This is a genomic window from Streptomyces sp. NPDC050085 (assembly GCF_044460595.1).
Classification (GTDB): Bacteria; Actinomycetota; Actinomycetes; order Streptomycetales; family Streptomycetaceae; genus Streptomyces.
Window position 1 is genome coordinate 43,174 of record NZ_JBITJZ010000017.1, and the last position, 20,952, is coordinate 64,125.

Here is a 20,952-nt window from a genome sequence, read left to right on the forward strand (position 1 = left end):
GAAGAAGAGAGCCGATCATGAACATCCGCATGCGCAAAGGCGCGCTCCGCACCGGCGGTGCCGTCGCCCTGACCACCGTCCTCGCCCTCACCGCCACCGCCTGCGGCGACGACGGCTCCGGCGGTGGCGGAAAGGGCGGGGAAGGCGAGGGCAAGGGCACGATCACCTTCTGGGACAACAACACGGCCCTGCGCCGGGACGTCTGGATGGAGATCATCAAGGACTTCGAGAAGGCGAACCCGGACATCAAGGTGAAGTACGTCGGCCTGCCCGCCGCCGACGTGCAGTCCAAGTACGACACCGCCATCCAGGGCGGCGGCCTGCCCGACGTCGGCGGCGTGGGCACCGCGATGCTCGCCGGCATCGCCGCCCAGAACGCCCTCGAGCCGCTCGACGACCGCCTCGCCACGAGCTCTCTCAACGGCAAGCTCAACGACGCCTTCCTGGAGTCGGTGAAGGCCGCGGGCGGCTCCGAGTCGAAGCTGTTCACCGTGCCGACCTCCGCCAACAACGGCGTCCTGTACTACCGCACCGACCTGTTCGAGAAGGCCGGTCTGGACGCGCCGACGACGTGGGGGAAGTTCTACGACGCGGCCACGAAGCTCACCAACTCCGGGAAGAACCAGTTCGGTTACACCCTGCGCGGCGGCGAGGGCTCCATCGCCCAGGCCCTCGACGTGATGTACGGGCAGAGCGGCATCACCTCGTTCTGGGACGCGGGCAACACCAAGACGACGGTCAACGACCCCAAGAACGTGGCCGCGTTGGAGAAGTACGTCGGCCTCTACAAGAAGGCCACGCCGTCCGCCGACGTCAACAACGACTTCACGAAGATGGTCGCGCAGTTCGACAGCGGCCAGATCGGCATGCTCAGCCACAACCTGGGCTCCTTCGCCGACCACGAGAAGGCGTTCGGCGACAAGTTCCGCGGCCTGCCCAACCCGACCGGTGACGACGGCACCCGCGTGCAGGTCTCCAACCCGGTCGACGGTCTCGGCATGTTCAAGGCGAGCAAGAACAAGAAGGCCGCCTGGAAGTTCATCGAGTTCGCCGCCTCGCACGCGGAGAACAGCAAGTGGAACGAGTCGGCCAAGCAGATCCCGGCCAACACCGAGGCCGCCAAGGACGCCTGGGTGCAGAAGTCCGAGCCCACCAAGCTCGCCGCCGAGGCCCTCTCGTCCGGCTCGACGAAGATCGTGAACCTGCCGTACTACCTGCCCGACTGGAACACCATCTCCAAGGCCGACAACGAGGACGACTTCCAGAAGGTCCTGCTCGGCAAGGAGTCGGCCAAGGACTTCCTCGACACCATGGCCGAGCAGCTGAACAAGGCCCAGGACGAGTGGAAGGCGCAGGCCAAGTAGCCGACGCGCACCACCGGTTGACCAGGCCGGCGGCGGGACGTCCACGTCGCGCCGACTCCCGCCGCCGGCCTCCCCCACCCCTTTTTCTCCGTACGTACGTTCATGAAAGGACGGCACATCGACGTGTCGACCACGCGTAGAGCGACCCTGGCCGCGCTCGCCGCACTGCCGCTGGCCGCGGTCGCCGCCACTCCGGCCGCCGCCGCGCACCGCGGGCGCCGCACCCTGTTCATCGCCGGTGACTCCACCGCCGCCCAGAAGTACGTCGACGCCAAGCCCGAGACCGGCTGGGGCATGGCCCTGCCGTTCTTCCTCTCCTCCCGCGTCGAGGTCGCCAACCACGCGGTGAACGGCCGCAGTTCGAAGAGCTTCGTCGACGAGGGCCGCCTCGACGCGATCCTCGCCGCGATCCGCCCCGGCGACCTCCTGCTGATCCAGTTCGCGCACAACGACGAGAAGAGCGCCGATCCCACGCGCTACACCGAGCCCTGGTCGACGTACCAGGAGTATCTGAAGCTCTACGTCGACGGGGCGCGGGCCAAGGGCGCGCGGCCGGTGCTCGCCACCTCCGTCGAGCGCAGGAAGTTCGACGCGGCGGGCAACGCCGTGCCGACCCACGGCGACTACCCGGCGGCGATGCGCGCCCTCGCGCGGCAGGAGGGCGTCGCGCTGCTCGACATCCAGGCGCTGTCGCTCGCGCTGTGGCAGAAGCTCGGTGTCGAGGAGACGAAGGTCTACTTCAACTGGACCGCCACCGAGCAGGACAACACCCACGCCAACCCGCCCGGCGCGATCGCCGTGGCCCGGCTCGTGGCGGGCGAACTGCTGCACCGCCGGGTGCTGCCCGCCCGTGACGTACGCCGCCTCGGCGACGAGATCGACGAGTTGTCCGAGGTGTGGGCGGCACGCCTGACGTGGCTGCCCGGCACGACACCCGCCTGAGCGCGGACCCCCTCAACTCCCTCCCGTAAGGAGCCGCACAGTGAGCACACAGCTATGTCATGGCCGCGTCATAGCGAGCGTGGTCGGCTGCACCGCCCTCGTCCTCGCCGTCACCGGTACGGGCACCGCCCAGGCCCACGGCCGTGACGCGTCCCGCCAGACCCTCGCCGCGGGCGACGGCTGGGCCTCCGCGACCACCGGCACCACGGGCGGCGCCGCGGCCGACGCCGCGCACGTCTACACCGTCACCACCTGGGCCGAGCTGAAGGCCGCCTTCACCGCGGGCGGCACCGCGCCGAAGATCATCAAGGTGCGGGGGACGCTGGACGCCGACGGCGACACCTGCGCCGACTTCGCCGCCGACGGCTACGACTTCAGCCAGTACCTCGCCGACTACGACCCGGCGGTCTGGGGCTACGACACCGACCTGGAGGCCGAGAAGAAGATTCCCGGCACCCAGGAGTACCTGCGCAACGTCTCCGCCACCGCGCAGGCCAAGGCCATCAAGGCGAACGTCCCCGACAACACCACGATCATCGGCGTCGGCAAGGACGCCGGGATCGTCGGCGGCAGCCTGCAGATCAACGGCGTCGACAACGTCATCGTCCGCGGCCTCACCCTCGAGTCCCCGCTCGACTGCTTCCCCCAGTGGGACCCGACCGACGGCGACACCGGCAACTGGAACTCCGAGTACGACGCGGCCGTCGTCTACAACGCGACGCACGTGTGGCTCGACCACAACACCTTCACCGACGGCGCCCACCCCGACTCGACGCTGCCCTCCTACTACGGCCGCATCTTCCAGCAGCACGACGGCGAGCTCGACGTCGTCAAGGGCGCCGACTACGTCACCGCGTCCTGGAACGTCTTCGAGGACCACGACAAGACGTTCATGATCGGCAACAGCGACAGCGCGGGCGCCACGGACGAGGGCAAGCTCCGCGTCACCCTGCACCACAACCTGTTCAAGAACCTCGTCGAGCGCGCGCCGCGCGTCCGCTTCGGCCAGGTCGACGCGTACAACAACTCCTACGTCGCGAACGCCGACTACTCCTACTCCTTCGGCATCGGCTACAAGTCCCAACTCGTCGCCGAGAAGAACGCGTTCACGCTGCCCGCGGGGGTCGGTGCCGGGTCGATCCTGCACCGCTGGAACGACTATCCGCTCACGGCGACGGGCAACGTGGTCAACGGCACGAGCACCGACATCATCGCGGCCTACAACTCGGCCAACGCGGCTGCTCCGCTGCGGTCCGGGGCGGGCTGGATACCTGAACTCCGCCTCAGGGTCGACCCGGCGAAGGCCGTGGCCCGGGTGGTGGCCGGGGGCGCCGGAGCGACTCGGCTCCGCTGACCCGGTTACTCGTCTGCCGGGTTCCTGTCGCGTTGCCGGGTGCGGGCCGGTGGTCCTGCTTCGCGCAGTTCCCCGCGCCCCTGGGATGCGCACTTCGTGCGGCATCCCATCAGGGAAGGCAGCGGCGAAGCCGCATGCCTTCCAGAGGAAAGCGCGGCGAAGCCGCAGCTTTCAGGGGCGCGGGGCTGTGTCATCAGCGGCTCCGCCGCGGGGCGCGACCAGCCCCCACCGGCCCGCGGCCGCGAACGAGACGGCACCCGGCAGACGAGCAGGCGCCCCCAACCCACCCGCACCCCGAAGGAGCACCCGCATGCCCCGACCCCCGCTCTCAAGACGCACGTTCCTCAGCGCGAGCGCCGCCGTCGCGCTCGCGGTCTCCACCCCACAGGCCCACGCGGCGACCCCCACCCCTTTCGGCCCCTACGGCTCACCCACCCGCCGCAGAGACGCCCGCACCCTCTACGTGGACACGCAAGGCCGCGGCGACTTCACCACCGTGCAAGCCGCTGTCACCGCCGCCGGACCCGCATACACCCTCGTCCTCGCCCCCGGCATCTACCGCGAGACGGTCTCCGCCGCCCCGACCCAGACCGGCATGACCTGGATCGGCGCCGCAGGCGACCCGCGCCGTACCGTCGTCGTGTACGACAACGCGGCGGGCACGCCGAAGCCCGACGGTTCGGGGACGTACGGCACCACCGGCTCGGCCACCGTCACCCTGCGCGCCGACGGGTTCACGGCGCAGGGCGTCACCTTCGCCAACGACTGGCTGCGCGCCGACCACCCCGGCATCTTGGGCACCCAGGCCGTCGCGCTGAAGGTCATGGGCGACCGCTCGGCCTTCTTCGGCTGCCGCTTCCTCGGCCACCAGGACACCTTGTACGCCGATTCGCTCGCGCTGACCTCGTTCGCCCGCCAGTACTTCCAGGGCTGTTACGTGGAGGGCGACGTCGACTTCGTCTTCGGGCGCGGCACCGCCGTCTTCGACCGCTGCCGCTTCCGCACCCTCGACCGCGGCGACCTGGCGGGCGCCGCCCCGTACGGCTTCGTCTTCGCGCCGTCCACCGCGGCCGCCAATCCGCGGGGCTACCTGGTCACACGCTCCCGGATCGACTCCACGGCCCCCGACGCGTACTACAAGCTGGCCCGCCCGTGGGTGCCGAGCTCCGACACCACGGCCCGGCCCATGCTCACCGTCCGCGAGACGCACCTGGGCCCCGGCATCGACGCGGTCGCGCCCTACACCAACATGTCGGACTCCTTCCCGTGGCAGAGCCAGCGCTTCGCCGAGTACCGCAACGCGGGCCCCGGCGCCCGCGTCACCGACCCCGCCAACCGGCCCCAACTCACCGACGCGCAGGCCGAGTCGGCCACCCGCGCCGCCTACCTCGGCGACTGGCGTCCGGCGGAGGTGCGGGCCTGATGCGCCGCCGCACCCTGCTCGCCGCGGCCGCCGGTGCCCTCGCGGCGACCGGCTTCGCCGCCGGGCCGCGGCCGCGCACCCTGCACGTACGGCCGGGCGACTCCGTCCAGGCCGCGGTCGACGCCGTCGACGGGCCCGGCCGGACCATCGTCGTGCACCCGGGGACGTACCGAGAAGTCGTCCACGTGCCCGCGCACCTGGTCGACTTGACGATGCGCGGCGTCGAGGGGCAGGACCCGCGCGCCGCCGTCATCGTGTGCGACCACGCCAACGGGACGCCGCTGCCCGGCGGTTCGGGCACCTACGGCACCGCGGGCTCCGCCACCTTCACCTCGGCGGCGCCGGGCCTGACCGTGCGCGGCCTCACCCTCGCCAACGACTGGCTGCGCGCCGACCACCCGGAGATCACCGGGACCCAGGCCGTCGCCGCGTACGTCACCGGCGACCGCACCTTCTTCGACGGCGTGCGCCTGCTGGGCCACCAGGACACCCTGTTCGCCGACACCACCGCCCTGGACGCCTTCGACCGGCAGTACTTCCGGAACTGCTACGTGGAGGGCGACGTCGACTTCGTCTTCGGGCGCGGCACCGCCGTCTTCGAGCGCTGCCACTTCCGCACCCTCGCCCGCGACGTCGACTTCACGCCCAAGGGCATGGTCTTCGCCCCGGCCACGGCCCGCGCCAACCCGCACGGATTCCTCGCCGTGCGCTGCCGGTTCACCTCCGGCGCCGAGGACGGCGCGTACAAGCTGGCCCGCCCGTGGGTGCCGTCGTACGAGACCACGGCCTGGCCCTCCCTCGTCGTGCGGGACTCGTGGCTCGGGCCAGGGATCGACCCGGTCGCGCCGTACACGAACATGCGGGACGCCTACCCGTGGCAGTCGATGCGTTTTGGCGAGTACGCCAACTCCGGTCCCGGCGCGGTGATTTCGGTCCCCGAGAACCGGCCGCAGCTCACCGCGGCGCAGGCCGCGACGCACACCCGCAGCAGCTTTCTCGGTGACTGGAGGCCAGGACATGATGCGTAGAGCGCTGGTGGTCGGCGTCCTCGTCGCGGGGCTGTTCGCGTGCGGCGTGCCCGCGCAGGCCGCGTCGGGCCCCGTCGTCGAGGGCTGGGCCGGGGCCGAAGGGGCCACCGTGACCGGCGGGGCCGGAGCGGACCCCGCGGCCGTGTGGACCGTACGCACCCGCGCCGAGCTGAAGGAGGCCCTCGCCAACCACGGCGACCCCACCGCCCCCAAGGTCGTCCGCGTCGTCGGCGACATCGACGGCGCCGAGGCGGAGGACGGCAGCGGCCGCATCCTGGGCGAGCAGGACTATGCGCCCGGCTTCGACCAGCGCCTGTACATGTCGTGCTTCGGGGAGGACGGCACCACCTGGTCCGACACCCGCTACGACTACTGCAAACCGCAGCGCATCCTGCGCCAGACCGGCTCCAACAAGGAGAAGCTGCAGATCCAGCTGACGGTGCCGAGCAACACGACCCTGGAGGGCGTCGGCCGTGACGCGCGGCTGCTCGGCGTCTTCCTCACCGTCAACACCGGCTCCAACATCGTCGTCCGGGACCTTCAACTCGAGTCTCCCGTCGACCACTTCACCACCTGGTCCCCGGACGACGGCGCGAGCGGCAACTGGAACGCCCGCTTCGACGCCATGACCGTCGTCACCGGCACCCGGATCCTGATCTCGCACTGCACGTTCACCGACGGCCGCTTCCTCGACGAGGACGCGCCGGTGGGCTTCCACGGCAAGCACGTCCAGCGCCACGACGGGCTGCTCGACATCGAGGACGGCTCGAACCTGATCACCGTCGCCGACTCCGTCTTCGCCGAGCACGACAAGGCGCTGCTGATCGGCTCCGGCGACGGCCGCGGCGACCGCGACCGCGGCAGGCTGAGGATCACCTTCGCCCGGAACCTCTTCCGCGACATCGTCCAGCGTGCCCCGCGCGTCCGCTTCGGCCAGGTCCACGCCTACAACAACCTCTACACCGGCGCCCGTCCCTCGTACGCGCTCGGCGTCGGCCTGGAGTCCGCGATCGTCAGCGAGAAGAACTCCTTCGCGTACGCACCCGGTGCGGGTGCGCCCCGTGTGATCGGGCCGCAGGGCGGCACAGCCTTCCACGACCGCGGCTCCTGGATCGACGGCCGCAGGGCCGACCTCGATGCACAGGCCGCCGCCGTGATCGGCGCGACCTACACGGCGGACACGGGCTGGGACCCGGCCCAACTGCCGGGCTACACCTACCGGTTGCTGCCGACCGCTGCGTCCGTCACCGCGTACGTCCGCCACCACGCGGGCCCGCGCCGCTGAACCCCCACCGCCATCGGAGGAAAGGACCCGCACCCATGCTCCGTCGTGACCCGAGCCGTACCCCGAGCCGTACCCCGCGCCGCGCCACGCGTCTCGCCCTCGCCTGCGCCGTCGCCACCGGCGCCGCCGTGTTCGCCCTGCCCACCCCGGCGCAGGCCGCGACCGTCGTCGTCGACACCACCGCCGAACTCGACGCGGCGATCTCCGCCGCCGCGGCCGGTGACGTCATCCAGGTCAGGGCCGGCACCTACTACCCGACCGAGACCCTGCAGTCGACGGCCAACGGCACGTCCTCGTCGCCGGTCACGCTCCAGGCGTACGGCAGCGAGACCGTGAAGATCGACGGCTCGTCGCTGCCGTCCGGGGACTGGATCTTCAAGCTGACCGCCGACTACTGGCACGTCTCCGGCATCACCTTCCAGAACTCCCCGGACAGCGCGGTCGTCTGCCAGTCCTGCACCGGCACGACCTGGAACAACATCAAGACCGTCGACAACGGAGACTCCGGCTTCACGCTCACCGGCGACGGCACCGTGAACAACACCGTCAAGAACATCGACTCGTACGGCAACTACGACGCGGCGGGCCACGGCGAGAACGCCGACGGCATCGCCATCAAGTACGGCTCGGGAACGGGCAACCTGGTCACCGGCGCCCGCATGTACAACAACTCCGACGACGGCATCGACCTGTGGTCCTTCGCCTCGCCCGTCACCATCGAGCACTCCTGGTCCTTCGGCAACGGCGAGAACCGCTGGTCGGACAGTGCGTTCGCGGGCGACGGCAACGGCTACAAGCTGGGCGGCGACGGCGACACCGTCGCCCACGTCGTCAACAACTCGGCGGCCTGGGACAACGCGGGCAACGGCTTCACCGAGAACTCCAACACCGGCGCCATCGTCATCAACCGCACCACCGCCTACGCCAATGCCAAGTGGGGCTACTACTTCGCCACCGGCTCCGCGAAGCTCGGCAAGAACCTGGCCGTGTCCAACGGCTCGGGCCAGGTCGGCAAGAGCGCGTCCGTGACCTCGGCGGGCAACAACTGGGACAGCGGCATCGCGACCCCGCCCTTCGTCTCGACGAACGCGACGACGACGTACAACGCCCGCTCCTCGTCCGGGACGCTGCCCGCGACGACGTTCCTGACGACGGGCTCGACGACCATCGGCGCCACGATGAACTGACCCGGCAGCAGCCGCGACGCGTGGCACCCGGGCGGCGTCAGCCCAGGTGCCACAGCGCGTACGTCACACCCAGCAGGACCAGGCCCGCGAGCGCGAGCGCCGCCCCCAGGACGCGCAGATGGCCGACGCTGCGCCCGGTGCTGATCCCGCGCACGTTGAATGCCCAGGTCAGCCCTGCCGAGATGGCGACAAGCCCGCCGACGGCGAAGACGCCGAGCAGTACGGGGGAGGCGGCTTGGGTGCCCGCGGCGGCGAGGGGCAGGGTGCTGATCGTGCTCACGGAATCCGACCCTAAGAGGGCGGCATCAAGGGAAGGTCAACAGGTCGCCATGCCGGAGCAATAGTTGGGCGTGGTGCAAACCTGTGGGCCCGATATCGATCGGGTAACAGCCGTCGCGGGATCCCGTGTGATGCGCGTAGACATGCAGCCACCTGCGCGGAATACATCACCGACCCCTTTCGGAAGGACCCTTCATGCGGAAGTCCCTCAGGCTGGCGGGCATCGCCGCCGCCGTCGCCCTCGCGGGCGGGGCCGTGTACGGCACCGGTGCGGCGGGCGCCGACGCGCCCACGGCGAGGACCACGGCCGAGCCGTACAACATCGGCAAGCTCGTCGGCGACATCAAGTCGTACTACGGCGCCACCCAGGACGCCGACGGCACCTGGCAGGCCTCGGCGGACAGCGCGTACGCCGACGACCTGGCGCGGATCGAGGCCGGGGCGAAGAAGGACATCGCCAAGGCCGTCAAGAAGGCCCACCACCGCGGCGAGAAGCCCGCCGTCGTCTTCGACATCGACGACACGCTGCTGCTCAGCCTCGACTACGAGATCAAGACGAACTACGTCTACAACAGCGCCAGTTGGGCCGCCTACGTGGCCGAGGCCGACCGCCCGGCCGTCTTCGGCACGCCCGATCTCGTCAAGTACGCCGAGAGCAAGGGCGTCGAGGTCTTCTACAACTCGGGCCTGAAGGAGTCGCAGCGCGCCTCGGCCGTCGAGAACCTGAAGAAGGTCGGCATCGACATCAACCTCGACGCCGACCACGTCTTCCTCAAGGACGCGGCCAACCCGCCCGCGTACCTGAGCGCGTGTGCCACCGCGACCGCCTGGAACTGCACGACCGTGCAGTACAAGGCCGGCACCCGGCGGCACATCGAGTCGCTCGGCTACGACATCGTCGGCAACTTCGGCGACCAGCAGTCCGACCTCGACGGCGGCTACGCGGACAAGACGTACAAGCTCCCGAACCCGACGTACTACGTCGGCTGAGCCGTGCCTCCGCGCGCGGCAACCCGGACGCCGGGCGGCGGCGACTAGGGGGCGGGAGGACGGGCCGGGCTCCCCCCGGCCCGTCCTCCCGTACACGCACCCCTAGGAAAGGAGCGTTCCTGTGCGTCAGAGCACCGGACGCCACCGCAGGACCCGCACGCTCTCCGTCGCCGCGGCCGTCGCGCTCGCGGCCGCGGGCGGCGGCATCTACCTCGGCCTCCAGTCGGGCGGCGACGCGAAGGCGGCCGCCACCACGGTGACCGTGTCCACCACCGCCCAGCTGGAGTCGGCCGTCGCGAACGCCGCGGCGGGCACCACCATCCAGGTGCGCGGCGGCACGTACTACCCGACCGCCACCCTCAAGTCCACGGCGAACGGCACGGGTTCGGCCCGCATCACCCTCGCCGCGTACGGCAGCGAGAAGGTGCGGATCGACGGCTCGAAGCTGCCCGACGGCTCCTGGCTCGCCGGGATCTACGGCGACTACTGGACCGTCCAGAACCTCACCTGGCAGAACTCCCCGGCCCAGGGCTTCGTCGTCACGTCCTCGGTCGGCGGCGTCTTCAAGAACCTGGTCACCGCCGGCAACGGCGACTCGGGCTTCACGCTGCGCGGCGACGGCACGACGAACAACCTCGTGCAGAACCTGGACAGTTACGGCAACTACGACCCGGACGGACACGGCCAGAACGCCGACGGCATCGCCATCAAGTTCGGCTCGGGCACCGGCAACGTCGTCGACTCGGCCCGCCTCTACAACAACTCGGACGACGGCCTCGACCTGTGGCAGTTCTCGTCCCCGGTCACCATCAAGAACTCCTGGTCCTTCGGCAACGGCAAGAACCGCTGGAGCGACACCGCCTTCGAGGGCAACGGCAACGGCTTCAAGCTCGGCGGCGGCGGCGCGATCGTCGCCCACCGGGTGCAGAACAACGTCGCCTGGGACAACACCCTGCACGGCTTCACCGAGAACTCCAACACCGGAGCGATCGTCCTGCACCGCAACACGGCCTACGCCAACACCGACGACGGCTTCTACTTCGCCACCGGCAAGGCCCGCCTGGCCCGCAACCTCGCGGTGGGCAACGGCACCGGCAAGGCGAAGCTCGGCTCCTCGACCGTCAGCGCCGCCAACAACTGGGACACGGGCGTCGCCACCCCGTCCTTCACCTCCACGGACGCCTCGACGGCGTACGCGGCCCGCTCCGCGACCGGCGCGCTGCCCGCGACCTCGTTCCTGAAGACGGGCTCCACGACGATCGGCGCCACCGTCAACTAGTGCTGCTTGTCCGGTAGTCGTACGTGACTGCGCCCCCGCCGGGTCCCACCGGCGGGGGCGCAGTCGTCCGTGGTGCGGTGCCTCAGTTGTAGGTGAGGTCGGCCGCCGTGTAGCGGCAGTACGTGCCGTCGGGGCCGCTGCCCGCCTCGGTCGGCTCGGCGCCGGTGTTGTTGCCGTTGAAGCGCACGCACGGCTTGATCTTCTTGCTGCTGTCGCCGTGGATGCGGATGTTGCGCAGTGCCGCCGTGTCGCCGTAGTTGGAGTTGATGCCGACGATCGACTTGCCCGGCGCGGTCACGTCGACGTCGTTGATGATGATGTTGCGGTTCTTGTACTGCGTCGAGCAGTTACCACAACTGCGTACCAGCTTGCCGAAGTTCGAAACCTGGAACTTCGTGACGACGAGCTTGCCCGCGCCGTTGAACTGGAACACCTTGTCCGAGGCCGACTTCGCGCCGCCGCCGTACACCGTGTAGACCGACGACGTCGACTTGCCCTTGAACGTGGCCGCGTCCTCGCCGACGTCCTCCCACCAGACGTTCTGCAGCGTGCAACTGCCCTCGCAGTGCACGCCGTCGGCGGCCGGCGAGCCGATGATGACGTTCTTCAGGACGGCGCCGTCCTTGAGGTTGAAGATCGGGTCCTGGCCCTCGTCCTGCCCGTCACCGCCGAGGTCGCCGGATCCGTAGTAGCGCTTGTATCCGCCGTCGAGCGTGCCCGACACCGAGATGCTGCTGCTCACGGCCTGCGTGCCCTTGGCCTCCGGCCAGGCGGACGCGGCTCCGGCCGAGCCCAGCATGCCGCTGGTGACGATGGCGGCACCGGTGAGGGTGAACGCGGCGAGCCCGCCGAGGACGGCGCGGCGGCGGGTGACGCGGCGGCGGTGTGAGCGTGGGGGTTGGCTGGCTTTCATGTTCATGCCGGTTAGTTGCCGACGGCGTCACTTAGGTTGCCGGTTGTTTTGTGGTTCTGGTCAATCGTGCCCAGGTCTCGGGGCTCCGCCCCGGGCCCCGCTCCTCAATCGCCGGAGGGGCTTGATCATGCGAAGTCGCCGCCCACCGTCGCCTGTTCGCCGTGGGCGGTCCGCCCGGTGACCGTGTACGTGTCCCCGCCCGCGTCCCGGCCGCCCGTCGCGTGGTCGTACTGGCCCGCGAACACGAACTCGCCGCTCGGTACCGTACGGCCCGGCTTGAGGGTCCAGCGGTAGACCAGGAAGCCGTCCCGCTCGGTGACCGACACCGTGAAGTCGTCCGCGGGCCGGGAGCGCCAGCTGCCGGTGTTCGTGACCCCGCCGGTCTGGGCGACACGCAGCTCCACGGTCAGCGCGGAGAGGCTCTGCTGCGTCTTGAACGTGACGTTGCTCTGCGCCCAGTAGTCGTTCGACCCCGGGTCCACCGACCCGTCCGACCACAGGGGACCGTCCGTCGTGGCGGTCGCGGACGGTGCCGCCGGGGGCGCCGCCTTCCCCGAGGCCGACGGTTTCGCCGAGCCCGAGGGGGAGTGCCGCGGGGTGTGCGCGGGGGCCGAGGCGCCGCCCGCCGCGGACGAGGACGCCGAGGGCGCCGAGGGGTCGGACGGCTTTGGCGAGCGGGACGTGGCGCCCGGCGACGGGGTGGGCGTCGGCGACACGGCCACCTGCTGCTGCGGGGCCCCGTCGTCGCGCAGCGCGGCGCCGACCGCGAAACCGCCCGCGGCGAGCACCCCGGCGACCCCGGCGGTGACCGCCGCGATCCGCACCCAGCCGACGGCGGGCCGGCGCGGCTCGGGGCGCAGCGCCGGGTCCTCCTGCATGCCGCGCTCGATGCGGGCGAGCATCCGCTCCCGGTCGGGGCGGTGCGCGTCGGCGGCCTCGCGCAGCCGCTGGTGCAGTTCGTCGTTCACCGTCGGCCCCCTTCCGCCGTCGTCGTGGTCGCCCCGACCGCCCGTACGCGCCGAGGCGTCCCCGTGCCCAGCGCGTCGGACCCGAGCCGGCGCTCCAGCTCGGCCATGCCCTTCGACGTCTGGCTCTTCACCGTACCCACCGAGATCCCGAGGGCGAGCGCGGTGTCCTTCTCCGACAGGTCGAACGCGTGCCGCAGCACCACGCACGCCCGCTTGCGGAACGGCAGTTCACGCAGCGCGCCCTGCACGTCGACCACGGCCGGCACGTCCGGATCCTCGGTGCGCTCCTGCCGCCCCGACCAGAACAGGGCCACGCGCCGCCGCTCCCGTACCGCACTGCGGATCCGGGTGCGGGCGAGATTGGCGACGACGCCGCGCGCGTACGCCACGGGGTGGTCGGCCGCCCTGACCCGGTCCCAGCGGTGCCAGAGCGCGAGCAGGGCGTCCGCCGCGAGGTCGTCCGCGGCGTCCGGCTCGCCCGTCAACAGGTGGGCGAGGCGGGCGAGTTCATGGTGATGCCGTTCGAAGAAGGCATGGAACTCGGCAGCGGCGTCGTCGTCCACGACGGTGCTCACTCGGATCCCTCCCTCACTGTGCGGCCCGGCAGGAGTGCGAGAGCGTACCAGCGTTCCGTACGACGGTTCGAAGGGCGTCCGTGATGCCGGACATCTCGGAGGGGGCAATTCCGGACAGTGCTCTCGCGCCGGTCTCACGTCAGCACGGCGACATAGGTTGCGATCCTGACTAGATAGTCGTACGTTCTAGCCGTTCGTTCCGGCCGTACGTTCTGGAGGACGCGGCCTCGCTCGACTCGGGGGGACCCATGACCACACTCGCCATCTCGCCGGACTTCACCACGCCCTCGGCCGCGCTCGCGGCCGCCGCCGCGCTCTACCTGGCCGTCGGCGAACCGCTCGTCGGCCGCCGGATGTACGCCTCGCTCGGCCGCCGCCGGGAGACTCAACCTGGCGCACTGGTGCGGTACTTCAGGTTCACGCTCGGCTTCTGGGTGCTGGCCGCCGGCCTGTTCGGCGTGGTGTACGCGTGCTCCCCGGGCATCGCCGCCGCCGACCTCGGGCTCGCCGGGCCGACCGGGACGACGGGCCTTGGCGTGGGCATCGCCGTCCTCCTCGGGGTCGTGCTCGGTGCGCACCGGCTGCGCGGCGCGGCCCGCGACGGCAAGCACGTCCCCGGCCTCGACGAGATCGCTGCGCTGCTGTCCCGCACCCGGCAGGAGCGCCGGTACGCGGCGGCCGTCGCCGTCACCGACGCGCTCTGCTCCGAACTGCTCTACCGCGGCCTGCTCCTCGCGTTCGGCGTCGGTGTCCTCGGCCTGAACCTGTACGTCGCCGCCGCCCTCGCCCTGCTGATCTACGCTGGTGCGGGTCTCTACCAGGGCCGCGGCGGGATCGCCGTCTTCGCCGCCTTCGGTGCTGTGTGCACGGCGCTGTACCTGAGCTCGGGAAGCCTGCTGCTGCCCGTCCTCGCGCACGCCGCCCTCTCCCTGCGGGACCTCGTGTACGTACCGACCGTCATGAAGGGCAGGATCGCGTGACCGACCGCCGCGCCAGCTGGTTCAAGGGCGTACTCGACCTGCTCGTCCTCGCCGCGCTCACCGACGGCGAGAGTTACGGCTACGAGATCGCCAAGACCCTCGACGGCGCGGGCTTCGGACAGATCAAGGGCGGCACGCTCTACCCCGTGCTCAGCCGGCTCGAAGAGGCCGGACTGGTCGCGGCCGAGTTCCGCGCCACGGAGAAGGGGCCGGGCCGCCGCTACTACACACTCACCGACGAGGGCCGGGCCACGCTCGGCGAACAGGGCGCGCTGTGGCGGGAGTTCGACACATCAGTACGGCACATGCTGGCGAAGGGAGGAGTGCGATGACACCCCGCGAGGCTCAGACCGCGTACTGGGCGGAGCTCTCCGGTCACCTGCGCTCCCACGGCCTGCCGGCCGAGCACGTCACGGCGACGGTCGCGGACCTCGCCGCCCACCTCGCCGAGTCCGGGGCGGCCGACCCGGCGGACGAGTTCGGCCCGGCCGAGGAGTTCGCCCGGCAGCTGGCCCCGGAACCGGCGGACGCGCGGACCCCCGCCGACGAGCGCGTGGAGACCTGGCGGTGGACCGCCGACACCTACGCCGACGAGGCGCTCCTCGACCGGTTCGGCGACGAGGGCTGGGAGGTCGAGCGCATCGACGCCCTCGGCCGGTTCGTCAGCCACCGCGACCCGGAGAGCCCCCAACGCTGGGAGTACCGGCGGGAGTTGGTGACCCGAGGCCGCGCCGCGGTCGACGCGAAACTGGCCCCGGAGGGGTGGGAGCTGTGCGGCACCTGGGTCGTCTACGCCTGGTACAAGCGCCCCAAGGCGGCCACCCAGGGTCCGGCGGCGAAGCTCGATGCCCCGCCGCCGGCGCCGCAGCGCCACGCCTTCTTCAGTCGCCGCTTCTACGTGACGACGGCGGTGGCCGTCCTCTGCCTGGCCGCGGCCGCGCTCGCCCTGTCCCTCCGCGACGGGGACGCCGGCACGGGCGCGGGCTTCGTCACCGGAGCCCTCGTCGGCGCGGCGGTCCCCGTCCTCGCGATCTGGGCACTCCTGGCCCTGAACAAGCGCGGAAGGCACTAACCCTTCAGCGCGGCCTCCATCATCGCCTTGGCGATCGGCGCCGCGAGCCCGTTGCCGCTGACCTCGGAGCGGGCCGCGTCCGACTGCTCCACGAGCACGGACACCGCGACCTCCTTGCCGGTCGAGTCGTCCTTCGCGTACGACGTGAACCAGGCGTACGGCGTCTGGCTGTTGTTCTCACCGTGCTGGGCCGTGCCCGTCTTGCCGCCGACGGTCGCCCCGGCGATGTCCGCGTTCGTACCCGTGCCCTTCGACACGACGGTCTCCATCGCCGACTGCAGCTGCGAGGCGGTGCGCTCGCTCATGACGCGGCTCGTGTCGGAGTCCGCGTAGGTCTTGATCGCGTCCCCGTCCGCGTTCGTCACCTCGGACACCATGTGCGGCGAGGCCTGCTCGCCGCCGTTGGCGATCGTCGCCGACACCATGGCGATCTGCAGCGGCGTCGCCGTCACGTCGAACTGGCCGATGGCGGACAGCGCCGTCTGCGCCTTGTCCATGTCCGACGGGTAGAGGCTCTTGGCCGCGCGCACCGGCACGTCCTGCTTCTCGTCGTTGAAGCCGAACTTCTCGGCCATCGCCTTCACCTTGTCCTGGCCGAGCTGGACGGCCAGCTTGCCGAAGACGTTGTTGCACGAGTACTGCAGCGCCGTGCGGATCGTGGCGTCCTCGCAGGGGGCGGTCGCGCTCTCGTTCTTCAGGTCCGTGACCGTGCCCGGCAGCCGGTAGGGGTTGGGGGAGTCGGTCTTCTCGTCCACCGACGAGTACAGCCCGTCCTCGAGCGCGGCCGCGGCGACCACCAGCTTGAACGTCGAGCCCGGCGGCAGCGCCTGCTTCAACGCCCGGTTCATCGTCGGCACGTCCTCGTCGTCGGACAGCGCCTTCCACGCCTTGGCGTCGGACGATCCTGACCCGCTGATCCTCGACGGGTCGTACGACGGCGTCGACACCATGCCGAGGATCTTCCCGGTCTTCGGATCGATCGCGACGGCGGCGCCCTTCTTGTCGCCGAGCGCCTTGTACGCGGCCTTCTGCACGGCCGGGTCGATCGTCGTGACCACGTCACCGGGATCGGCGTGCTTGCCGGTGATCGAGTCGACGGGGTTCTTCAGGTCGGTGCTCGTCCCGTCGAGGACGTCCTGGTAGAGCGCTTCGAGCTGCGTCGACCCGTACACCTGCGAGGTGAAGCCGGTCACCGCCGAGTAGAGCGAACCGTCCTTGTAGGTCCGCTTGTACTTCAGATCGCTCGAACCGCCCGTCTGCTGCGAGCCCGTCACCGCCTCTCCGCCCACGATGATGTCGCCCAGCGGATACGCGTACTGCGCGATGGTCTTCCGCCGGTTCTTGTCGTTGTCCGCGAGTGCCTGACCGTCGTAGAACTGCACCCATGTCGCCCTGACCAGCAGAGCGAGCACGAGCAGCAGACTGAAGACGGAGGCGCGCCTGATCGTCTTGTTCATCCCGTGAAGAGACGAACGGCGGGGTGCGGATCGTTCCGATAAGCCCAGTTTTCTCAGAAACCTCTTATGTGTCCCGCATGAAGCCGCCCTCGTACGCCGCGATCACCGCCTGCGTACGGTCCCGCGCCCCGGTCTTCGCCAGCACGGCGGCCACGTGCGTCTTCACCGTGGCGGGCCCCACCCCGATCCGCCCGGCGATCTCCGCGTTCGTCAGACCCGCCGCCATCAGCCGCAGCACGTCGCTCTCCCGGCCCGTGAGGCGCGCCACCCACGGGGCGACCGCCCGCCGCGCGGCGTGCTCGGCGGCCAGGGCGCGCACCGCCGCGGGGAACAGCAGGCTGTCGCTGCGCGCCACCAGCCGCACCGCGCCGACCAGCGCGTCCGCGTCGGCCCGCTTCAGCAGGAAGCCGGAGGCTCCGGCGCGCAGGGCCTCGTACACGTAGGAGTCGTTCTCGAAGGTGGTGACGACCACGATGCGCGGCGGCGCGTCCATGGTGCGCAGGATCTGCTCGGTCGCCCGGATCCCGTCGACCTCCGGCATCCGCACGTCCATCAGGACGACGTCGGGCCGGGCCTCGCGCACCACCGACACCGCCTCCGCGCCGGTCGCCGCCTCGCCCACCACCTCGATGTCGGGCTCGGCGGACAGGATGGCGCGCAGCGCGGTGCGCACCATCCGTTCGTCGTCGGCGAGCACGACGGTGACGGGGCTCACGCCCACGGCGTTCATGCCCACGGCGTTCATGCTCCCGGTGTTCATGCGAGGGGTCCCTTCCATGGAAGTCGTACGTCGAGGCGCCACACCCCGTCGCTGCCCGCGGCCTCGGCCGCGCCGCCGAGCAGCCGCGCCCGGTCGGCGATGCCGCGCAGGCCGTGCCCGCCCCCGGGCCGCGTCGGTGCGGCATGCGGCGGCAGGGGATTCTCGGCGGTGATCCGCAGCGCGTCCCCGTCCCGTACGAGGCTCAGCGCGACCCGCGTCCCCGCGTGCCGCAGCGCGTTGCCGAGCGCCTCCTGCACGATGCGGTACGCCTCGCGGGAGACCAGCGGCGTCACCTCGGCCGGGTCGATGCCGACCGTGGCCGCCACCTCCAGGCCTGCCGCCCGCGTGCGGTGCAGCAGACCGTCCAGATCGTCGGCGAGGGTGGGCGCGGGCGCGGTGGCCGACGCGTCGCCCGCCTCCCTCAACACCCCGAGCACGGCGTCGAGTTCACCGACCGTGCGGCGCGTGGTGTCCTCGATGGCGGCCAGGGCTTCCCGTACGAAGTCGGGGTCGGAGTCGAGCACCCGGCGCGCGGCGCTCGCCTGCAGCGTGACCGCGCTCAGCGCATGCCCCACCGAGTCGTGCAGCTCGCGCGCGAGCCGGTTGCGCACGGCCAGATCGGCGGCGCGCGCCTCCGCACGGGCGAGCCGGTCTGCCGGGGTCGGTCCGAGGAGCACCGGTGCCCAGCGCGCGAGCAGACCCGAGGCGAGCGCCGCACAGGCCGCGAGGGCCACCAGCATCAGCGCCCCGGCGACCGGGGCGAGCGCCAACGCCCAGGTGTGGTCCAGGACTTGGGGCAGCGCGAGCTTCGAGTCCCGCAGGCCCGCGAAGAGCGGCAGCGCGATCAGCGCCACCGCGAACGGCGGCAGCGCCAGCGTCATCCCGCTCAGCACCCCGCCGAGCCCGAGGTGCGCCGTGAACCAGGCGACCGTGCGGCCCCGAGCGGCCCGGCTGCGCGGCGGCCCGTCCGCGAGCGCGTCGGAGTCCACCGTGCACAGCGCCCGCACCGCAGCCACCGAGATCGGCCGGGTCAGCGGGAACAGGGCGGTGAGCGCGGCGATCGGCAACCCCACGGCGAACGACAGGAGTTGAAGGCCCAGGTCCGTGAAGACGTCGTCCGCGCCCACCAGCGGCCCGACGATCACCGAGCCCACCAGCACGTACGGCATGGCGAGCGCGCCACCGAGGATCAGATGGATCCACCGGCGGCGCGCGACCCGCCCGAACAGGGCGGAGGCGAGGCGTCTCACACCGCGGCCGCGGCGAGGGCATGCGCGGCCCGCCGACGGGTGACGCAGCGCACCCCGACAGCGGCGACGAGCAGGCCGACGATCATCTGCCCAGCGTAGGTGAGGTTCATCAGGGCTGTCGGCCGGTTCTCGCTGTCCGCGACCCCGATCAGCGAGGCGAGCCCCAGCCAGCCGCCCCAGCAGGCCGCCGCGCCCGCACCGAACCAGATCAGCGCGAGCGGCACCTTCACCGGCAGGTCCCGGCCCCAGCGACGGGCGAGCAGCAGCGCACCGGCGACCGCGGCGGCCAGGTAGCCGACGTTCAGGGCCTCCAGGACGTAGAAGTCACTGCTGCGGTCGTCGGCACGCGCCGCGGTCAGGCCCGTCGTCGAACCCGCCGCCCACAGCAGATGGACGGTCGCGGGGAGGAGGGCGAGCGCGGCCGCGACGTACGCGGTCACCCGCGGCGCGGGCCCGGTCAGCTCCCGGCCGCGGCCCTGCCACAGGTGCCCCCAGCGCTGCCGGGCGTAGTCCACGAACAGTGCGCCCAGGCACAGGCCCTGCACGATGAACCCCGGGTACACGACCATGAACACCCAGTCGTCGAGGAACGCCTGCCGGGCCGGGGTGGCGGGCCCTGTCCCGTCGACCGCCTTCACGATCAACTGCGCCGGATACCCGGCCATGATCGGCACGAGCAGCCCGGTCGCCACCCACATCGGCCCGGCGAGCAGCACCGCCGGCACCCGCCGCCCCCACGGCCGCGTCAGCAGCAGGGCGAGCACGATGACGGCGCTGTCGAGCAGCACGGTGAAGGCGTTGGCGACGGCCATGGTGGTGCGGTGCTCCAGGAGGGAGCTGCCCGCGGGGATGCCGACGGTGCCGCCCGCGATCCAGACGACCTTGAGGACCAGATAGGGCAGGCAGGCGGCGACGGCGACGGTACGCAGGACGGAACGGGTGCGAGGAGTCATGCCTCCAGGCTGGTCGCGGGGGCTGCACCCCGCGTCCTGCCTGCTGCGGATCCGTCTCCGCCGTGCGGGGGAGACCCCCGGATCAGAGCCGGCGCGTGGCCAGGGTCAGCCGGTCCCGCGCGTCGAACAGCGCGTCCTTCACCATCTGCTCGTGCGCGGGCGTGAGCCGGGCCACCGGCACCGAGCAGGAGATCGCGTCCCGCGCCGGGGTCCGGTAGGGGATGGCGACGCCGAAGCAGCGAAGGCCCAGCGTGTTCTCCTCGCGGTCCACGGCGATGCCCTGCTCGCGCACCGCGTGCAGCTCCTCGATGAGCTTCTCGCGGTCGGTGATCGTGTGCTCGGTCAGCGCGGGCAGCGTCTCGGGCAGCATCTTGCGGACCTGCTCGTCGGTGTGGGTGGCGAGCAGCGCCTTGCCGAGCGACGTGGAGTGGGCGGGCAGCCGGCGGCCCACGCGCGTGAAGGGCCGCAGGTAGTGCTGCGACTGGCGCGTGGCCAGGTAGACGACGTTCGTGCCGTCGAGCCGCGCCAGGTGGATGGTCTCCGTGGTGTCGTCGGACAGCCGGTCGAGCGTGGGCCTGGCGGCGGCCACCACCTCGTCGCCGTCGATGTACGACGTGCCGACGAGCAGCGCCCGCACCCCGATCCCGTACCGCGTGCCGGTCGCGTCCGTCTCCACCCAGCCGAGCTCGACGAGCGTGCGCAGCAGCATGTAGAGGCTCGACTTCGGATATCCGACGGCCTCCTGCACCGCCGCGAGGGAGTGCATGCCGGGACGGCCCGCGAAGTATTCGAGCAACTCCACCGTCCGTACGGCCGATTTGACCTGCGCACCGCCCGCAGCGGCCCCCGTCTCGCCTGCCGACATCGCCCTTGACCCCTTCGTTCGCCGGGAA

Annotated in this window: 21 protein-coding genes; 12 read left to right on the forward strand and 9 right to left on the reverse strand. The window is 71.4% G+C overall.

Annotation, left to right across the window (positions count from 1 at the left end; all coding sequences use genetic code 11):
• Positions 1–17 precede the first annotated feature (17 nt).
• The 7 genes from ACIBUY_RS37305 to ACIBUY_RS37335 all read left to right on the forward strand — a co-directional run bounded on the left by ACIBUY_RS37305 (position 18) and on the right by ACIBUY_RS37335 (position 8,583).
• Positions 18–1,364 carry an ABC transporter substrate-binding protein gene (locus tag ACIBUY_RS37305; RefSeq protein ID WP_399155014.1) on the forward strand — a complete coding sequence of 449 codons (1,347 nt, stop codon included), beginning with the start codon at positions 18–20 and terminating at the stop codon, positions 1,362–1,364.
• Between the two features lie 102 nt (positions 1,365–1,466).
• Positions 1,467–2,306, forward strand: coding sequence for a rhamnogalacturonan acetylesterase (locus ACIBUY_RS37310; protein WP_399155015.1), 840 nt, complete (start codon positions 1,467–1,469; stop codon positions 2,304–2,306).
• 40 nt (positions 2,307–2,346) lie between these two features.
• Positions 2,347–3,660, forward strand: a complete 1,314-nt coding sequence (locus ACIBUY_RS37315; RefSeq protein WP_399155016.1) for a polysaccharide lyase family 1 protein — start codon at positions 2,347–2,349, stop codon at positions 3,658–3,660.
• 310 nt (positions 3,661–3,970) lie between these two features.
• Positions 3,971–5,083 carry a pectinesterase family protein gene (locus ACIBUY_RS37320; RefSeq protein ID WP_365570911.1) on the forward strand — a complete coding sequence of 371 codons (1,113 nt, stop codon included), beginning with the start codon at positions 3,971–3,973 and terminating at the stop codon, positions 5,081–5,083.
• Complete coding sequence (locus tag ACIBUY_RS37325; protein WP_399155017.1) at positions 5,083–6,111, forward strand: pectinesterase family protein; 1,029 nt, start codon at positions 5,083–5,085, stop codon at positions 6,109–6,111. The genes ACIBUY_RS37320 and ACIBUY_RS37325 overlap by 1 nt, the downstream gene beginning before the upstream one ends.
• Positions 6,101–7,396, forward strand: coding sequence for a polysaccharide lyase family 1 protein (locus ACIBUY_RS37330; RefSeq protein WP_399155018.1), 1,296 nt, complete (start codon positions 6,101–6,103; stop codon positions 7,394–7,396). The genes ACIBUY_RS37325 and ACIBUY_RS37330 overlap by 11 nt, the downstream gene beginning before the upstream one ends.
• A 35-nt stretch (positions 7,397–7,431) precedes the next feature.
• Entirely contained in the window at positions 7,432–8,583 is a 1,152-nt protein-coding gene (locus tag ACIBUY_RS37335; RefSeq protein WP_399155019.1) for a chondroitinase-B domain-containing protein, read from the forward strand.
• 37 nt (positions 8,584–8,620) lie between these two features.
• Here ACIBUY_RS37335 and ACIBUY_RS37340 read toward each other — a convergent pair whose 3' ends face one another.
• On the reverse strand, positions 8,621–8,863 hold the full coding sequence (locus ACIBUY_RS37340) for a hypothetical protein (RefSeq protein WP_365570899.1): 243 nt from the start codon (positions 8,861–8,863) through the stop codon (positions 8,621–8,623).
• 194 nt (positions 8,864–9,057) lie between these two features.
• Between ACIBUY_RS37340 and ACIBUY_RS37345 the strand changes: the two genes are divergently transcribed.
• Positions 9,058–9,852, forward strand: coding sequence for an HAD family acid phosphatase (locus ACIBUY_RS37345; RefSeq protein ID WP_365570896.1), 795 nt, complete (start codon positions 9,058–9,060; stop codon positions 9,850–9,852).
• A gap of 121 nt (positions 9,853–9,973) precedes the next feature.
• On the forward strand, positions 9,974–11,131 hold the full coding sequence (locus ACIBUY_RS37350) for a right-handed parallel beta-helix repeat-containing protein (RefSeq protein WP_365570893.1): 1,158 nt from the start codon (positions 9,974–9,976) through the stop codon (positions 11,129–11,131).
• 82 nt (positions 11,132–11,213) lie between these two features.
• Here ACIBUY_RS37350 and ACIBUY_RS37355 read toward each other — a convergent pair whose 3' ends face one another.
• The 3 genes from ACIBUY_RS37355 to ACIBUY_RS37365 form a co-directional block, all read right to left on the reverse strand.
• Positions 11,214–12,050 carry a pectate lyase gene (locus tag ACIBUY_RS37355; RefSeq protein ID WP_365570890.1) on the reverse strand — a complete coding sequence of 279 codons (837 nt, stop codon included), beginning with the start codon at positions 12,048–12,050 and terminating at the stop codon, positions 11,214–11,216.
• A gap of 119 nt (positions 12,051–12,169) precedes the next feature.
• Complete coding sequence (locus ACIBUY_RS37360) at positions 12,170–13,012, reverse strand: hypothetical protein (RefSeq protein ID WP_399155020.1); 843 nt, start codon at positions 13,010–13,012, stop codon at positions 12,170–12,172.
• Entirely contained in the window at positions 13,009–13,587 is a 579-nt protein-coding gene (locus tag ACIBUY_RS37365) for a SigE family RNA polymerase sigma factor (protein ID WP_365570884.1), read from the reverse strand. The genes ACIBUY_RS37360 and ACIBUY_RS37365 overlap by 4 nt, the downstream gene beginning before the upstream one ends.
• Positions 13,588–13,835: 248 nt before the next feature.
• Between ACIBUY_RS37365 and ACIBUY_RS37370 the strand changes: the two genes are divergently transcribed.
• Genes ACIBUY_RS37370 through ACIBUY_RS37380 form a run of 3 tightly spaced genes read left to right on the forward strand, consistent with a single transcriptional unit; the run spans position 13,836 to position 15,639 of the window.
• The gene (locus ACIBUY_RS37370) at positions 13,836–14,567 is read left to right on the forward strand and encodes a type II CAAX prenyl endopeptidase Rce1 family protein (protein WP_399155021.1); all 732 of its coding nucleotides are present in this window, start codon (positions 13,836–13,838) and stop codon (positions 14,565–14,567) included.
• Positions 14,564–14,899 carry a PadR family transcriptional regulator gene (locus ACIBUY_RS37375; protein WP_365570879.1) on the forward strand — a complete coding sequence of 112 codons (336 nt, stop codon included), beginning with the start codon at positions 14,564–14,566 and terminating at the stop codon, positions 14,897–14,899. Before ACIBUY_RS37370 ends, ACIBUY_RS37375 begins: the two co-directional genes overlap by 4 nt.
• A complete protein-coding gene (locus ACIBUY_RS37380; RefSeq protein ID WP_399155022.1) occupies positions 14,896–15,639 on the forward strand; it encodes a hypothetical protein in 744 nt (247 codons plus the stop codon). The genes ACIBUY_RS37375 and ACIBUY_RS37380 overlap by 4 nt, the downstream gene beginning before the upstream one ends.
• On the opposite strand, the gene ACIBUY_RS37385 is transcribed toward ACIBUY_RS37380, so the two are convergent.
• From ACIBUY_RS37385 to ACIBUY_RS37405, 5 genes are all read right to left on the reverse strand, one after another.
• Positions 15,636–17,096 (reverse strand): penicillin-binding transpeptidase domain-containing protein, encoded by a 1,461-nt coding sequence (locus ACIBUY_RS37385; RefSeq protein ID WP_365570874.1) that lies wholly within the window; start codon positions 17,094–17,096, stop codon positions 15,636–15,638. The genes ACIBUY_RS37380 and ACIBUY_RS37385 overlap by 4 nt on opposite strands.
• Before the next feature lie 64 nt (positions 17,097–17,160).
• Positions 17,161–17,856, reverse strand: coding sequence for a response regulator (locus tag ACIBUY_RS37390; RefSeq protein WP_399155023.1), 696 nt, complete (start codon positions 17,854–17,856; stop codon positions 17,161–17,163).
• A complete protein-coding gene (locus ACIBUY_RS37395; protein WP_365570868.1) occupies positions 17,853–19,106 on the reverse strand; it encodes a histidine kinase in 1,254 nt (417 codons plus the stop codon). The genes ACIBUY_RS37390 and ACIBUY_RS37395 overlap by 4 nt, the downstream gene beginning before the upstream one ends.
• Positions 19,103–20,059, reverse strand: coding sequence for a hypothetical protein (locus tag ACIBUY_RS37400; RefSeq protein WP_399155024.1), 957 nt, complete (start codon positions 20,057–20,059; stop codon positions 19,103–19,105). The genes ACIBUY_RS37395 and ACIBUY_RS37400 overlap by 4 nt, the downstream gene beginning before the upstream one ends.
• An 82-nt stretch (positions 20,060–20,141) precedes the next feature.
• Complete coding sequence (locus tag ACIBUY_RS37405; protein WP_365570862.1) at positions 20,142–20,924, reverse strand: IclR family transcriptional regulator; 783 nt, start codon at positions 20,922–20,924, stop codon at positions 20,142–20,144.
• Positions 20,925–20,952: the final 28 nt, after the last annotated feature.